Annotated in this window: 16 protein-coding genes; 7 read left to right on the top strand and 9 right to left on the bottom strand. The window is 69.7% G+C overall.

The window, feature by feature from the left end; genetic code table 11:
• The 7 genes from VF697_RS41420 to VF697_RS41390 form a co-directional block, all read right to left on the bottom strand.
• The coding region (locus tag VF697_RS41420) for a hypothetical protein (RefSeq protein ID WP_331104003.1) at window positions 1-523 on the bottom strand (523 nt) is incomplete at its 3' end.
• Window positions 520-1251, bottom strand: a complete 732-nt coding sequence (locus VF697_RS41415) for an ABC transporter ATP-binding protein (protein WP_331104001.1) — start codon at window positions 1249-1251, stop codon at window positions 520-522. The genes VF697_RS41415 and VF697_RS41420, both read right to left, overlap by 4 nt.
• A gap of 4 nt (window positions 1252-1255) precedes the next feature.
• Complete coding sequence (locus VF697_RS41410; protein WP_331104000.1) at window positions 1256-1906, bottom strand: TetR/AcrR family transcriptional regulator; 651 nt, start codon at window positions 1904-1906, stop codon at window positions 1256-1258.
• Window positions 1907-2113: 207 nt separating this feature from the next.
• A complete protein-coding gene (locus VF697_RS41405) occupies window positions 2114-2656 on the bottom strand; it encodes a GNAT family N-acetyltransferase (protein ID WP_331103998.1) in 543 nt (180 codons plus the stop codon).
• Window positions 2657-2683: 27 nt separating this feature from the next.
• Window positions 2684-3247, bottom strand: coding sequence for a hypothetical protein (locus VF697_RS41400; RefSeq protein ID WP_331103996.1), 564 nt, complete (start codon window positions 3245-3247; stop codon window positions 2684-2686).
• A gap of 13 nt (window positions 3248-3260) precedes the next feature.
• Window positions 3261-4355: a hypothetical protein gene (locus VF697_RS41395; protein WP_331103994.1), complete on the bottom strand. Its 1095-nt coding sequence runs from the start codon at window positions 4353-4355 to the stop codon at window positions 3261-3263.
• Window positions 4356-4369: 14 nt separating this feature from the next.
• Window positions 4370-5923 (bottom strand): hypothetical protein, encoded by a 1554-nt coding sequence (locus VF697_RS41390; RefSeq protein ID WP_331103992.1) that lies wholly within the window; start codon window positions 5921-5923, stop codon window positions 4370-4372.
• 267 nt (window positions 5924-6190) lie between these two features.
• Here VF697_RS41390 and VF697_RS41385 point away from each other — a divergent pair, with 267 nt between their 5' ends.
• Genes VF697_RS41385 through VF697_RS41375 form a run of 3 tightly spaced genes read left to right on the top strand, consistent with a single transcriptional unit; the run spans window position 6191 to window position 8795 of the window.
• On the top strand, window positions 6191-6943 hold the full coding sequence (locus VF697_RS41385) for an ABC transporter ATP-binding protein (protein ID WP_331103990.1): 753 nt from the start codon (window positions 6191-6193) through the stop codon (window positions 6941-6943).
• The gene (locus tag VF697_RS41380) at window positions 6940-7716 is read left to right on the top strand and encodes an ABC transporter permease (RefSeq protein WP_331103988.1); all 777 of its coding nucleotides are present in this window, start codon (window positions 6940-6942) and stop codon (window positions 7714-7716) included. The genes VF697_RS41385 and VF697_RS41380 overlap by 4 nt, the downstream gene beginning before the upstream one ends.
• 32 nt (window positions 7717-7748) lie before the next feature.
• On the top strand, window positions 7749-8795 hold the full coding sequence (locus tag VF697_RS41375; protein WP_331103986.1) for an ABC transporter substrate-binding protein: 1047 nt from the start codon (window positions 7749-7751) through the stop codon (window positions 8793-8795).
• Between the two features lie 508 nt (window positions 8796-9303).
• Here the strand turns inward: VF697_RS41375 and tesB are convergent.
• Window positions 9304-10173, bottom strand: a complete 870-nt coding sequence (tesB, locus tag VF697_RS41370) for an acyl-CoA thioesterase II (protein WP_331103984.1) — start codon at window positions 10171-10173, stop codon at window positions 9304-9306.
• A 318-nt stretch (window positions 10174-10491) separates the two neighbouring features.
• Between tesB and VF697_RS41365 the strand changes: the two genes are divergently transcribed.
• Entirely contained in the window at window positions 10492-11058 is a 567-nt protein-coding gene (locus VF697_RS41365) for a hypothetical protein (RefSeq protein ID WP_331103982.1), read from the top strand.
• 77 nt (window positions 11059-11135) lie between these two features.
• Complete coding sequence (locus tag VF697_RS41360; protein ID WP_331103980.1) at window positions 11136-12029, top strand: alpha/beta hydrolase; 894 nt, start codon at window positions 11136-11138, stop codon at window positions 12027-12029.
• Between the two features lie 39 nt (window positions 12030-12068).
• Here VF697_RS41360 and VF697_RS41355 read toward each other — a convergent pair whose 3' ends face one another.
• A complete protein-coding gene (locus VF697_RS41355; RefSeq protein ID WP_331103978.1) occupies window positions 12069-13427 on the bottom strand; it encodes a TAXI family TRAP transporter solute-binding subunit in 1359 nt (452 codons plus the stop codon).
• Between the two features lie 210 nt (window positions 13428-13637).
• Here VF697_RS41355 and VF697_RS41350 point away from each other — a divergent pair, with 210 nt between their 5' ends.
• Window positions 13638-14204, top strand: a complete 567-nt coding sequence (locus VF697_RS41350; RefSeq protein WP_331103976.1) for a TIGR00730 family Rossman fold protein — start codon at window positions 13638-13640, stop codon at window positions 14202-14204.
• A gap of 4 nt (window positions 14205-14208) precedes the next feature.
• Window positions 14209-14862: hypothetical protein (locus VF697_RS41345; RefSeq protein WP_331103974.1), on the top strand; the 654-nt coding region annotated here is incomplete at its 3' end.

Below are 14862 nucleotides of genomic sequence, written 5' to 3'. Positions count from 1 at the left end.
GCCGCTGGATGAGTACGGACATGAGGGCGCTGAAGCAGACGGCGAAGAACGCGGCGAAGAGGTGCACCGTCATCGAGGCGAAGAAGAGCCCCGTGCGGAATCCCGGCATGCTCCGGGCGACGAGGGGCGCGACGGCGAGGTGCGCGCCCACGTACAGCACCCCCATGACGGCACAGGCCGACAGCGTACGCACCAGGAAGTACGAGGCGGGCGAGATGGGCTTGGATAGCAGCACCGCGAGCTGCCCCGTCTCTCGCTCGCGGATGAGCAGGCTGCCAGCGAGCACCACCCCGAGGATGAGGATGACCTTGTTCATCGCCAGGTCGGTCCAGATGAACAGGAAGAGGATGGAGGGATCCGACGTGGAGAACCACCCCTTCAAGGCCGAGCTGACGTGCTCAGGGGGCCTGGCCGCGAGGACGGGCATGGTGAGCACCGCGTAGAGCATCAGGCCCGCGGCCAGCCACGTCTTGCGCTCGCCGAGCGTGGCGCGCATGTCGAGCCAGAGGAAGCGCGCCTTCATGCGGCCCTCCGCGCCAGCGACAGGTAGAGCTCGTCCATGTTGGCGGAGCGGTGCTCGCTCTTGAGCGCCTCGATCGGCCCGAAGGCCACGAGCCTGCCCTGGTGCAGCGCCGCGACGCGCCGGCACAGCGTCTCGATGTCCGACAGGATGTGGCTGGAGAAGAGCACGGTGACGCCCCGCTCGGAGGACAGGCGGCGCAGGTGCTCCAGCAGCTCGTGGCGGCCGAGTGGATCCAACCCAGAGGTCGGCTCGTCCAGCAGGACGATGCGGGGCTCGTTGATGAGGGCCTGGGCGAGCCCCACCTTCTGCGTCATGCCGGTGGAGAAGCCCCCGAGCTTCCGGTCCGCCGCGGCCTCCAGTCCGAAGAGCTGGAGCAGCGACTGGATGCGAGGCTCGTAGACCTCGGGAGCCAGCTCGAACATGGCGGCCACGTAGGCCAGGAACTGGCGCGCCGTCATGTGGGCCGGCAGCGCGTAGCTCGCGGGGAGGAAGCCACACTGGCGGCGCACCTCCAGGCTCTCGCGTACCACGTCATGGCCGAGCACCCGGGCAGTGCCCGAGGTGGGGCGCGTCAGCCCGAGCAGCATCCGCAAGGTGGTCGTCTTCCCCGCGCCGTTGTGTCCCATGAAGCCGAAGATCTCCCCGGGCGCCACATGGAAGCTCACCCCATCCACGGCCCGGACGGAGCCGTAGACGCGGGTCAGCCGATCGATCTCGATGGCATGCATCACATCACCTCTTCTTGGACGTGGGCGCGGGCGCGGAGAGCCCCGCGATGAAGATGTCGACGATTCCGTCGAGCAGGCGCTCGCGGGAGATGCGGTCCCCGGTGTGGAGCGCGGTGTGGTAGTGCAGGAAGCGCAGCGAGCCGAGGACGAAGGGCACCACTTCGAGATCCAGGTCGGCGCGGATCTCGCCCCGCTCGATGCCCTCGCGCAGCCACCCCCGGAGCATCTCGAGCTGCGCATCGGCCTTGCGCGGGTTGTCCCCGCTCTTCGCCAGCGACTGGAGCACCGCCAGCTCGGGATCCTCGCGGACGAGCCGCTCGAACAGGACATCCCGGGCGAGTTCCCGGTAGGCGAAGCGCAACGTGGCGCGCAGACGCTCTCGGGGCGAGTCCAGGGGCATCACCTCTTCAGCCCAACGGCGCCCGATGTCCGCGAACAGGACCTCGACGACCGCCGCCAGCAGAGACTCCTTGCTCTCGAACTCCAGGTAGACGGCGCCCTTCGCGATACCCGCCTCGCGGGCGATGTCCTCGATGCGGGCGCGGCGGAAGCCGAAACGCTCGAAGTGGCTCTTGGCCACCTGGAGGATGCGCGCACGCCGGGCCTCGGCGGTGGCGCGGCCAGCGGGTGTTGGCGCAGGGGACGAACGGGCCATGCAGACAATATGACCAGATTAGCGTTTCTGGTCAAATGGTCACGGCAGAGCAGCCGTCAGGGGCTCGAGGAGCAGGCGGGGGACCTTCCGGGCTTGGACTTCGCCAACCTGTACACTTAGTGGACAAGTTCGAGAGAAACGCGCCCGGGAGGCCGGTGGTCCTCAGGGGGCGTGGGTCCCTGAAAAGCGCTGCTTGCTCCGGAGGACCTAAAGCGGAATCGCCAGCACGAGGTCGCGCTGGACGTCGCTGCCGAGGATGAACGTCGTCTCTCCCACCTCGGTGGGTCCCCAGCGCGCGTAGAAGGCGCGGGCGCGGAAGTTCCGCTCCCAGACGCACAACCAGAGCACGTCATGGCCTCGCGTCCGGGCCTCTTCGAAACAGCGCCGCATGAGTGCCGCGCCCAGGCCGGCTCCGAGGAAGGGCTTGTCCACGTACAGGCGCTCGACGTGGAGCGGCCGGCGCCCGACCACGCCCCGCTCCGCCGGCCCGGTTTGAAGCAGCGTGAAGCCCGCCGGAGTGCCGTCGACTTCCGCCAGCAGGCAGGTGCGCTCGGGGTCCCGCAGCTCCCGCTCCTGAACGGTGGGCGAGTAGTGCGAGGCGAGGTAGGCCTCCATGTCCTCGGGCCGGTTGTCGGCGGCGAAGGTGTCCCGGAACGTGCGAGCGCCCAGCTCGGCCAGAACGGCGGCATCCGCGGAAGTGGCGGCTCGGATGACGATGCCGGACGCGTGGCGAGGGACAGTGGAGGTCATGGCGCGCCGAGGATACCCCGCTCTCGGCTACTTCTTCTCCGGTGAGGGACTCGGCCGGGCCTCGGGGCTGTCGGCCCGAGGCCTGGTCGCGGCGGGCACCTCCTCGGCGGCGGGTTTCACCGCAAAGGGGCTCGGAGGCGGATTCCGCGCGAACGGATCCACCCGCGTGAGGAGCTGGCTGGAGGCACGCTCCAGCCACGCGGCGAGCTCCCCCTGCTCCACCACCGAGGCGCTCCGGCCGAGGGACTTCCGGGTCTGGAGCTCGATGAGGCGCAGATCGGCGGCGAGCCGCCCGGTGGAGAGCGGGCGCAGGCGCAGGTGCAGCAGGCGCGAGGCCCCGGAGAGCCCGGGAGCCGTCACGAGGCAGCGCAGATCATTCTGGCACCCGGCGCCCCGGGACTTGAGGAAGCCCCCCAGGTCCACGTAGGGGGCCTCGAGCCGGGTGCCGAGCGTCCGGCCCGCATCGCCGGCCACCTTCTCGAGCCCGGGCGTGGAGGTGGACACCACCGCCAGCGAGGCAGCGGACGGAGCGGACTGGGTCGAGCCAGGATCCGCGGACAGTAACAGCAGCGTCAGTGTGGTGAGCATCATCGGCGCCCCTCCCCTACCAACCGTAGCTCGCGGAGAACCCCAGCGTCGGCCCGCCGCCCACCGCCGCGCGAGCCTGATAGCCGGCCTGCGCGCCGATGAGCAAGGCGTCGGAGAGCTGGTAGCCCACGGAATAGAGCAGCCGCACGCCAGCGGGGCCCGAGGGGACGTTCGTCACCTGCACCGCCGCGCTCATGGGGAAGCGGGGCACGGTGTCCCAGGCGAGCCGGATCGTCCCCGAGCCGCCGAGGCCTCCCGTGTACTCCCCCTCGAGCTCCGCGCGCGCCCCTTGGGGCCTACCGATGCGGAGCCGCCCGCCAAAGCCCGCCGAGAAGCCGGTCACGTTGCCTCCGAGCACCAGGCGCGCGCCGAGGCCAAAGTAGCGGCTGAGGGCCACGTCCACCTCGGAGAAACCGTAGTCGAGACCCGGGCGCAGCCCCGGCAGGGAGCCCTCGGCCGGGGCCGCCATGTCGAAGGGCGGTGTGTGCGCGCGCAGGTGGCCCACGCCGATGCGGATGGAGTCGATCCGCAGGCCCCCCACCTGGGTGAAGAGGCGGTACTGGAAGTCCGCCTCCAGGCGGTAGTAGCTGTCCGAGTAGCGCGTGCCGTTGAGCGTCTGCGAGCCGTAGTTCACGTACTCGGAGAAGGCCCCCACGCGCGAGCGGCGCTGCCCGTACACCTCCATCACGGCCTCGCGCTCCAGCGAGGACGGGTCCACCTCGATGAGCACCGGGTATGGCGCTCCGGCGCTGGCGAAGCGCACCGATTCCACTCCGTCGGTGTCACGGGCGGTGAGGTAGTACTCCACGGGGACGCGCTGATCGGGCGACATGGGAATGACCGCCGCGTAGGTGCCGTCGGAGCTGAGCTCGAAGGCCACGTCGCGGAAGGCCGGCTCCCCGGTGGTGCGGTAGTGGGCGACGAGCGCCCCGAGGCGCCAGGCCGGGGCCACCTCGGCCTTGAGCACGAACGGCGAGCCCGCGGACACCTGGGCCAGCGGCACGTGCCGCACCTCCAGGGGCTCGGAGGGAGGAGGCCTGGCGGCGCTGGCCGGCGGCGCCTGGGTGGTGAGCAGCAGCAGGAGGCAGGTGGCGGTGGAAAGGGTCATCATCGGAGGCGTTCCCGCTACCAGTGGAAGGTGGTGCCCAGGCCGAAGCCGAGGCCGGAGTGGTTGATGTCGCGGAGCTGGTAGCTCACGCGGCCGGACACATCGAGCCAGGGCGTTACCGAGCGGCCCACCGTGTAGATGAGGCGCACGCCGAGGTCCTCGCCGATGGGCTCATTGGTGACGACGACCTCGCCACTCATGGGCCACCCCTTCACGGCGTCCCAGGCGAGCGTGAGGCTGCCGCGCTGGCCGATGTTCGCGATGGTGGCGCCGCGAATCAGCAGGGACGTGCCCGTCTCGCTGCCGATGCGCAGGCCCAGGTCGAAGCCCCCGGAGAGGCCGCTGCGGTTGACACCCGCGCTCCCCTTGAGCAGCACCGCGAGCGACGGATGGAGACGCAGCTCCAGCTCGGTGAAGCCGTAGGTATAGGTGACCGGCCGGCCGGTGAGGTCCACGTCGAGCTGATCGCGCGGCGTACCGGTGCCCCGGTAGCTGCCAAAGCCCACGCGCACCGCATGCACCGCCGTGTAGATGCGGTAGAGGAAGTCCGCCTCGAAGAGGTTGTAGACGTCATTGCCCTTGAAGCGGTTGAAGTCGACGTACTCGTCGCTGATGCGCACCCGGCTGCGCTTGAGGTACTCGACGCGCTCGTCGCGCGGGGGCCGGCGGATGTCGATGCGCTGTGGGCGGGTGGAGCTTCCGGCCGCGGCGAGCGTGGCGCCCTCGGTATCCACGGCCTCGACGTAGTACTCGAGGGCGGGCTCCACCGCCGCGTCCTCGGGCAGCGAGGCGCGGAAGTGGCCCGTGGACTCGACGACCATGTGGACGGTGCGGAAGGTGGGCGAGCCCTGCTCGCGCCAGTGCACCATGGCCGCGCGCGGCATGGGGCCGGCGAGGTTCGCGAGCGACAGGACGATGGGCTCGTCGGTGAGGGCGACCTTGGGGGCGCTCACCTTGAGGACGGACGCCGTGGGCCGGGCGGTGCCCTTGCCGGACGCGGTCGCCGCGGGCGCCTGACGCAGCAGGGCGATCTCGGAGCGGATGGGGCCGGTCAGCTCCGACTGGGGCCAGGCGGCGAGGAACTCCTCCCAGACCTTCGCGCGCTCGGCGGGAGGGAGCTTCAGGGCGGCGTTCCACGCGGTGCGCAGGGCGGCCCGCTCGGCATCGGTCGCCCCGCTGGAGGGCGCGGACGCCGAGGGCCCCTGCTTCGGAGCGGCCGGAGTCGTCGGGGTGGGACGCTCACGCGGCTCGGGCGCGTTCACCGGCTCCACCTCGTCACCCACCTCCATGCGCGCGAGGAGCTCGTCCGGGGCGGCGATGCGGGAGAGGGACTCGCCCGCCTCCAGCACCTCCACCTCTCCGAGGAAGAAGCGATCGCGCACCACCTTGCCCGTGGTGGGGTGGCGGGCCTCGACGACGCGGTAGACGCGCAGCCGCTCACCGGGCGCGGCGGCGTCGGCGCGGCCGAGATCGACGAAGGCATCCGAGCCCTCGATGCGCAGGACATACGCCGGGCGCGTCGCCGCGAGGGCGGGAGCGGCCAGCAGCAGAAGCAGGAGGAGCCTCATCATCACCTCTCGGTGGCCCACGGACGGGGCCAGACACCCCAGGGGAAGGGGCGCATGGGGCACTGCGGACTTCGTGCCAACTGTTGGAAACGGACTGTCCCTCTAGCGGGACTCAGGGCCGCTGTGTAGCCGGATTCACATGCGTGCAGCCGCGCGACCACACTGGCCGTTCGAAGGCCGGGCAGCTAGAAACCGGTTTCCCCCATGGTTTCCCCCGGCCCCCACCCCTCCGCCTCCCTTGCATCCGATGACGGCAGGGGGGGCGTCCACGTGCGGCTCTCCGGCCTGCGGCGCGTCTTCCCGGGGGGAGTCCCCGTGCTCGAGGGGATGGACCTGGACATCACCGCCGGCTCCTTCGTGGCCCTGGTCGGCCCCTCCGGCTGTGGCAAGTCCACCCTGCTGCGCCTCGTGGCCGGGCTGGACTGGCCCGATGCGGGCACCCTCACCTTCTCCCCGCCCCTCGAGCGCACCCGCGGCCCCCGCGCGCCCATCGCCTACGTCTTCCAGGACGCGCACCTGCTGCCCTGGCGCTCCGTACTGGACAACGCGGCCCTCCCGCTGGAGCTGGCCGGCATGCCCGCCCCGGAGCGCCGCGCCTCGGCGCGGGCCATGCTGGAGCACGTGGGGCTCGGCGAGGCCACCTCGCGCTTCCCGGCCGAGCTCTCCGGCGGCATGCGCATGCGCGTCTCCCTGGCCCGCGCGCTCGTCACCCGCCCCCGGCTGCTGCTCCTGGACGAGCCCTTCGCCGCCCTCGACGAGCTGACGCGCACCCGGCTCGACGACCAGCTGCGCGTGCTGTGGCGGGAGCTGGGGATGACCGTGCTCTTCGTCACCCACTCGCTCTCCGAGGCGGCCTACCTCGCCGAGCGCGCCGTGGTGCTGTCCCGGCGGCCCGCGCGCGTGATGCTGGACCGGCACCTCGCCCTCCCCGCCGAGCGCTCCCCCGCCCTGCGCGCCACGCCGGAGTTCGCCCGGGAGCTGGGCCAGCTCCACGAGGCCCTGGAGCGAGGAGACGCCCCGTGAACACCGTCCGCCTGGCCCTCGCGCCGCTGGCCGCGCTCGCCCTCTTCCTGACCCTCTGGGAGACGCTGACGCGCCTCCTCGCCGTTCCCGCGTGGCTGTTTCCGCCTCCCTCCGCCATCGCCGTCGCCGCGGCCCGAGATGGGGCCACGCTGCTGGGCGCGGCGCTCATCACCGGCCGCTCGGCGCTGGTGGGCTTCGGGCTGAGCGCCGGGGTGGGCGTGCTCGCCGCCATCCTCCTGTCCTCGTCCCGGCTGCTGGAGCGGGCGCTCTACCCGTACACCCTCTTCCTGCAGACGGTGCCCATCGTCGCCATCGCCCCCCTGCTGGTGCTGTGGTTCGGCCCGGGGGCGCGCGCGGTGGCCATCTCGTCGTTCATCGTCTCCCTCTTCCCCGTCATCGCCAACACGCTCACCGGGCTGCGCTCGGTGGAGCCGCCGCTGCGTGACTTGTTCCGCCTCTATGGCGCGGGCCGGGTGGCCACGCTCTGGAAGCTAGAGCTGCCCGCCGCGCTGCCGCACCTGTTCACCGGCCTGCGCATCGCCTCGGGGCTGGCCGTCATCGGCGCCATCGTCGGCGAGTTCGTCGCCGGCTTCTCCGAGGACGCCGCCGGGCTGGGCATCCTCGTGCTGTCCGCCTACCGGCAACTGCGCACGGACCTGCTCTTCGCCGCCGTGCTGGCGGCCTCGGTGCTGGGCCTGGTGCTGTTTGGCGCGGTGAGTCTGGCCGGGGCCCGCATGCTGCGGCGCTGGCACCCCTCGGCCAGGGAGTCGTGAGGCCCACTTCTGCTGCTGGGAGGAAATCACACGTGAGAGGACGTCTCGTCGGATTGCTGGGATGTGTGGCGCTGCTGGTGGCCGCGGGGGCGTGCTCGCGCTCGAAGGAAGGCGCGAAGCCGGCCGAGGGCACGGACGCGGGAGGGGGCACGCAGGCGGTCCGCCCGGCCCCCGCCAAGGTGAAGCTGGCCCTCAACTGGGTGCCCGAGCCCGAGTTCGGTGGCTTCTACGCCGCGCGGGAGAAGGGCGAGTTCACCCGCTTCGGGCTGGAGGTGGACATCCTCGGGGGTGGGGCCGGCGTGCCCGTGGTGCAGATGGTGGCCTCGGGGCAGGCGGACTTCGGCATCGCCGGCGCGGATGAGGTCCTCACCGCCCGGGCGCGCGGCGTGGACGTGCTGCCGCTCTTCGCCGTGTACCAGACGTCGCCGCAGGGCATCATGGCGCACGCCTCGAGCGGGGCGAAGGGCATCAAGGACGTGCTCACCTCCGGCGGCACCGTGGCCCTGGAGCCCGGCCTGCCCTACGCCGCCTGGCTCAAGAAGAAGTACGGCTTCGAGAAGGTGAAGGTGGTGCCCTACGACGGTGGCGTGGCGCGCTTCGTGGCGGACAAGGGCTTCGCGCAGCAGTGCTTCATCACCTCGGAGCCGGTCGCCGCCCGTCGCCAGGGCGCGGAGCCGGTCGTGTTCCTGGTGGCCGACGAGGGCTTCAACCCGTACGTGGCCGTGGTCATCACCCGCCGGGAGCTGTGGAAGGAGCAGCCGGAGCGGGTGAAGTCCTTCGTGGCGGCGGTGCGCGAGGGCTGGCGCGCCTACCTGGCGGATCCGGCGCCGGCCAACGCGGTCATGGCGAAGCTGAACACCACGATGGACGCGGAGACGTTCGCGGCGGCGGCGCAGGCCCAGAAGCCTCTCATCGAGACGGCGGAGACGCAGACCCAGGGCCTGGGGACGATGAGCCGCGAGCGGTGGGAAACGCTGGGGCGGCAGCTCGTGGAGCTGGGCATCATCGAGAAGGCCCCGCCCGTGGACGAGTTCCTGCTGCCGGAGTTCACGCAGCCGGCCCCCAAGACGTCTCCCTGAGCCGGAAGTGGGCGTGGGGCGTGCGCGCATGGCTCGCCCCCGCCCAAAATCCGTCTGTCATTGCAAATAAAATACAAACAACAAAATCCGCTCGTCCAATCAATCACAACCATAAACACATTCAAACAAACAAACAAAGCACATCAAATCAAAGACATACAAATAACAAACAACAACCGTCAGAAATTACCTAAACACAAAGACTAACGCCTCATCATTGGCGCAATAAAAAGACAATCATTGTCGACAAACCAGATATGCGATTGATTTTTGATATATCATCAGCGGTGTGGGCAGATGTAGGTACGATATAGCATGTCCGGGACATGTCTGGCCAAGTCAGGAAATGTAGGCACGATATGTCATCGTCCATGTCCGACAAGGTAGCGAAATGTAGGCACGATATCCAAGCGCTCGGGACGAAGAAGGCAAGACACGACCGTTCCGGGCTCACCCGGAGGCGTGCCCAGAGCTCCCCTCCTCCATGGCCGCGACGAAGACCCGCCGATCAGCGAGCGTCCTGGCGCAGGCGGATGAGGCCCTCCTGGGCCACCGAGGCCACCAGGCGGCCCTCCCGGGTGAAGATGTGGCCGCGCGACAGCCCTCGCGCGTTACCGGCCCACGGGCTGTCCATGGAGTACAGCAGCCAGTCGTTCACCTTCATGTTCCCGTGGAACCACACGGCGTGATCGAGGCTCGCCATCTGCATGTTGCGCTGCATGAAGCTGGAGCCATGCGGCTGGAGCGCGGTGGTGATGAGGTTGAAGTCCGAGGCGTAGGCCAGCACGTACTTGTGCGTCTGCGGCTCCTCCGGCATCTGGCCGTCGGCGCGGAACCACACGTACTTGATGGGCTCGCACGGCTTGGGATCGAACGGATCCACCAGCGTCACCGGGCGGAGCTCGATCGGCTTGCCGCCGAGGAACTTGTCGCGCACCCGCTCGGGGATGAGGTGGGCCTTGCGGCGCAGCAGCTCGATGTCCGAGGGCAGGCTCTCCGGCGGGGGGACGTCGGGCATCTTCGCCTGGTGCTCGAAGCCGGGCTCGTCGCCCTGGAAGGAGGCCATCGCGGTGAAGATGGGCTGGCCCTTCTGGATGGCCACCACGCGGCGGGTGGTGAAGCTGCCGCCGTCGCGCACGCGATCCACGGTGTAGACCACGGGCAGGCTGGCATCGCCGGGGCGCAGGAAGTAGCCGTGCAGGGAGTGGACGTGGCGCGCGGGTTCCACCGTCTGGCTGGCGGCCGATAGCGACTGGCCGAGCACCTGTCCGCCGAAGAGCTGGCGGTAGCCGAGATCCTGGCTCCGTCCGCGGAACAGGTTCTCCTCAATGGGCTCCAGCGTCAGGAGCTCCAGCAGGTCATCCAGGACGCGACTCATTCCGTCTCCTCATCTCCACGGTATGCGCGCCGCCTTATACGCGATGCGTCATACGGCGTGAGCGCCGAGTGGAGGGGTGCTCCTCGGCGGAGCAGGCACCGGGGGGGGCAAGCGGGCTGGCGGACCCGGGACGCCCGAGGAGAAACGGTGGGGCAGAAGAGGCCGGAAACCCCTGTTGGCGGAGACCGTCAAGCCGCGCCGGCCATGTCAGTCCGAGCCGTACCATCAAGGGTCCACGAGTCCCCCCACGGCGAGGACTGGTGGCCGGAGCGACCCCCACCCGCCGCCCGGAAGTCACACCCGGAGGAGACCTTGCCGATGCGAATGATCGTGACACTCGCCTGCTTGATGGGACTGCTGGGGGCCCTGCCGGCCCACGCCGCCCCCCTCGAGGACGTGTTCGGCCGGCAGATTCCCCTCGGGCAGGGGCGGCCGGCGGTGGTGCTGTACGCCAACCGCGGCACGCGCCAGGTGCTGCACGAGCACGCCTTCCAGTTCGCCTACGACCTGCGCCGGGAGCGCCCCATCGTGGTGGTGCACGTGGATCTGCGTGACGTCCCCCGTCTGTTCCGGGGCGCCGCGACCCGGGAGCTCCGCAAGATTCACAAGGAGTCGCTCGAGACCATCCGGAAGCTGTTTCGCGATCAGGGTCAGCCGCCGCCCGCTGACCTGGAGGCCTCGCTCTTCCTGGTGGCCGACTCCCATGGCGCGCCCCACCACGCGCTGGGTCTGGAGAAGGGTTTCCCCCAGGTGGTCATCCAGGCCCTGAGCCCCTCCGGGCAGGAGCTGGCTCGCGGGCGTTTCCCCGAGGCCGCCCCCGCCATCGGGCAGGCCATCGTGTTGTCGCTGCCCCCGTCGCTGGTCAGTACGGCCGGCCTGCGCTGATGTCGGCCCTTCCGGAAGGAGCGCTCCCGCGATACAGAGCGCTCCTTCATGGGCACGCTGATGCCAGGAGTGTGAAGGTGGAGCGAATCGTCTTTCCGGTCACCCTCTCGGACGGCAACACCTACTCCCTCGTGGGATACCTGTACTCCCAGGGCAGCGCTCGCAACCGTCGCCTCCAGGTGACGCTGCATGGCGGGAACTACACCCATACGTACTGGGACATCCCGACGCTCAACGGGCACCCGTACTCCTATGCCCGCTACATGGCGGAGCAGCACTACGCCGTCCTCGCGCTCGATCTGCTCGGAACGGGCGAGAGCAGCAAGCCGGACGCGGACTTCATCTCGTTCCAGGAGATGGGGAGCGCCGTCCACCAGGTGCTGGTCCGCATGCGCACCGGGGACAACCCCGCCGGCCATGCGTTCGACTCGATCGCCCTGGTGGGCCACTCGATTGGCAGCGCCCTGGCGGCCTACGTCCAGGGGACGTACCACGATGCCGATGCGCTGGTGAGCACCGGGCTGGTGTTCATCCCCTACGCGCGTCCGCTCGACCCGGCGCTGGTGCAGGAGATCGCCACCCGGAATCCCTACTTCAAGCTGCCGCCCGAGGTGCGCAGGACGCTCTTCTACAACGGGGCCGAGACGGCTCCGGAGGTGCTCGCCCATGACGCCCAGCTCGACGACGTCATCCCGCGAGGCTACGTCTTCACCCTCTTCCCCTTCCTCGACAATCCCGCGGTGACCCGGGTGGATCAGGTCAAATCGCCGGTGCTGGTGCAACTCGGCGAGCGCGACGTCCTCGCGCCTGGCGTCCTGGCTCCGCGAGAGGCAGCGGTGTGGACCGGCGCCTCCAGCCGCACCGTGCAGGTCATTCCCGACAGCGGCCACGCCTTCAACGCGCACGCCAACAACCGGCTCGGCTGGGGCTGGATCGACACGTGGCTCTCCCAGACCCTCGGCAAGCGCTGAGCGCGGCTGGAGCTCGCGGACGCGGGCGGGTGAACCGTTTCAGACGATCGCCTGCATCCCGGCGTTCGTGCTCTCGGAGCTTTCCGCCAGTCGCCGGATGATCCGCCGGCGGACGAGGTCGATGTGCTCGCGGAAGAAGTAGAGGTTCTCCGCGTACGAGACGGGCATGGGGATGCGGTTCACCGCGCGCTCGATCTCCTCCAGCCGCTTCAGCATGTCCTCGAGCGCCTTCCGCTCGAGGTTCTCCTCGAGCTGGAGCTCCAGCTCCTTGAGGCGCGCGTACCAGCGGAAGATGCGGGAGCGCAGCCGCCACAGGTACAGCGCGGGCACGGCCCGCCCGAGGGGCACCAGCACGGCGATGATCGGCACGAGCATCACCCAGAGCCGGTCGACGAGGTTGGCGGCCCAGAACGGCAGGTAGCGTTGCAGGAGGGGAATGCCGGCCTCGTAGTAGCGACGGGCCTCACTGCTGAGCGGGAAGTCGGTCTCCAGCGGTGCCGGAAACTCACCAGAGCGGTCGAGCATCCCGGCGCTGCCGTGGATCTCGCTCGCGGCGCGCATGAGGAGGTAGGCGAGCGCCGGATGCAGCGAGTCCCGTGCCACGAGGTTGGCGGTCGGCGCGAGCAGCACCACGTCGCGCTCCGGGAGGTCCGTCGCGAGATTGAACACGCCCCGCGGCAGCACGAGCTTGGACAGGTACGGGAACCGGCGCACGTAGGCGTCGGCGCGCGCGAAGCTGAGCAGCCGCACGCCGGGAGCCGCGGCGAGCTTCTGGATGGCCGGCGACTCGGCGGGAGAGACGAGGATCACCGCGTCGATGTGGCCCTGCTTGAGCTGGGCGATGGCCTCGTCGCGCTCGAGGGGCAGCAGCTCCGTGGGGGCCGCGGCGGCCCCGGTCGCCTCCAGGAGCGTGAGGGCGAGCGCGCGCGTCCCGCTCTCGGGGGGTCCGACCGCGATGCGCTTGCCCCGCAGCGCGAGCACATCGTCGATCGGCTCGCCCCGGTAGAAGACCCACAAGGGCACGTATGAGAGGCTGCCGAGCGAGACGATGTTCGCCGCTTTCTTCGTGCCCACCGTGCCGCTCTGCACGAAGGCGATGTCGACGCCCGAGGTGCGCTCGGCGAGGAGCTCGACGTTGGTGACCGACCCCTTCGTCGGATGCACGGCCAACGTGATGCCGTCCCGCGCGAGGATCTCCTGGTAGCGCCGTGCGAAGTACCGGAAGCCGCCCTCGTCCGGGGCCATCGCGACGACGAGCGTCTTCGGCGGGGCGGGCTTGACGAAGTAGAACGTGACGCCGAACGCGGCGCCGATGATGAGGGCCACGGGTGCGAGCGTGAGCCACAGGTCACGTCGCCACGCGCGCCGCAGCTGTTTCTTGAGCTTGTCCGCCATCATGGTGGGCGCGGAGTATAGACCTCGCCGGACGGAACCTGGCATGTCTACCCGTTTACGTTGTGCGGGCTCCTCGGGCGCACAGGTGGTGGATGACCCACGGCGTCACACCTGAGCGGTTGGTCGCTCGTTGTGAAGTGGCGCCGTTCGGGTAGACAATGGGGCGGTCAACGAGTCGAGTTCTCCCCCTCTCGCCCCCTTCAGCCCCCACTCATGACGAAATCCGTTTGTGTTTTCTGTGGCTCCGCACCAGGTGTGTATGAAGAACACATGAGCGCAGCATCAGCCCTGGGCACACTCCTGGCTGAGCAAGGAATCCAGCTCGTCTACGGAGGCGCCCGAGCGGGACTGATGGGAGCCGTCGCGGATGCCACGCTCGCCCGGGGGGGGCGGGTCGTCGGCGTCATGCCCCGGGAGCTGGAGCGGTACGAGGTGGCGCACCAGGGGCTGAGCGAGCTCATCTGGACGGCCGATCTGCACGAGCGCAAGCAGCGGATGGCGGAGCGAGCCGATGCCTTCGTCGTCCTGCCGGGCGGCTACGGAACGCTGGAAGAGGCGCTCGAGGTCATCAGCTGGAAGCAGATGCGCCTCTTCGACAAGCCCATCGTGCTGCTCGATACGCGGGGCTTCTTCCAGCCACTGGTCGCGCTCGCCGAGTCGGTGTCACGCCATGGCTTCGCGTACGCGCGCGCCGAGGCGCTGTTCACCGTGGTGTCCCAGCCGCGGGAGGTGCTCCCCGCGCTCGGGTTCAAGCCGGCGCCGCGCGCGGAGGCAGGGTGACGCCATGAAGACCCTGGTTCCCCTGCGCTACCCGCGGTTCTTTCAAGGCATCTTCGCGCGCCAGCGTGAGGTCTACACCCCGCTCGTCGAGGAGGCCCGGCGGGTGCTGCACGCGCTTCCCGTCCCCGAGAAGCTGCGGCCCTTCTACGACACGGTGGTTCGCGACAACCCGCAGCCGTCCTTCCTGCTGCTGCCCCTCATGTTCCTGGCCACGGCCGAGGCCTCCGGAGGCATCCAGGCCAAGCACCGCAGCTTCCTGCCCTTCATGATGCTCAGCATGGAGGCCATCGCCATCTCGGACGATACGGTGGATCGCACGCCCATGCGCTCGGGGCGGCTCTCCTTTCCGATCCACTTCAGCGAGGCCAGCGCGACGCCCTTCGTGAGCACCCTGGGCTCGCTGGTCGCCCGGGAGGCGGCGCGAATCGATCCGCGCCTGCTCGACACGACGATGAACTTCTTCGTCGAGCTGTACGCCTGCCAGCTCTGGGAGCGGCACCACTCCTATCCCACCGAGGACATGTTCGCGCAGTGGCTCGACAACCGCTATTACCAGAGCGTCCTCGGGGCCTCGATCGGGTTGGATACGGCGCTGCTGCTCAACGGGCACGAGACCATGCCCATGAGCGTGCTGGAGCCCTTCGGGCGGATCTTCCAG

It is taken from the genome of Archangium sp., from assembly GCF_036388035.1.
Classification (GTDB): domain Bacteria; phylum Myxococcota; class Myxococcia; order Myxococcales; family Myxococcaceae; genus Archangium.
The sequence above is the reverse complement of the archived record's forward strand: the minus strand, read 5'-3'. Positions and strand labels throughout refer to the sequence as shown.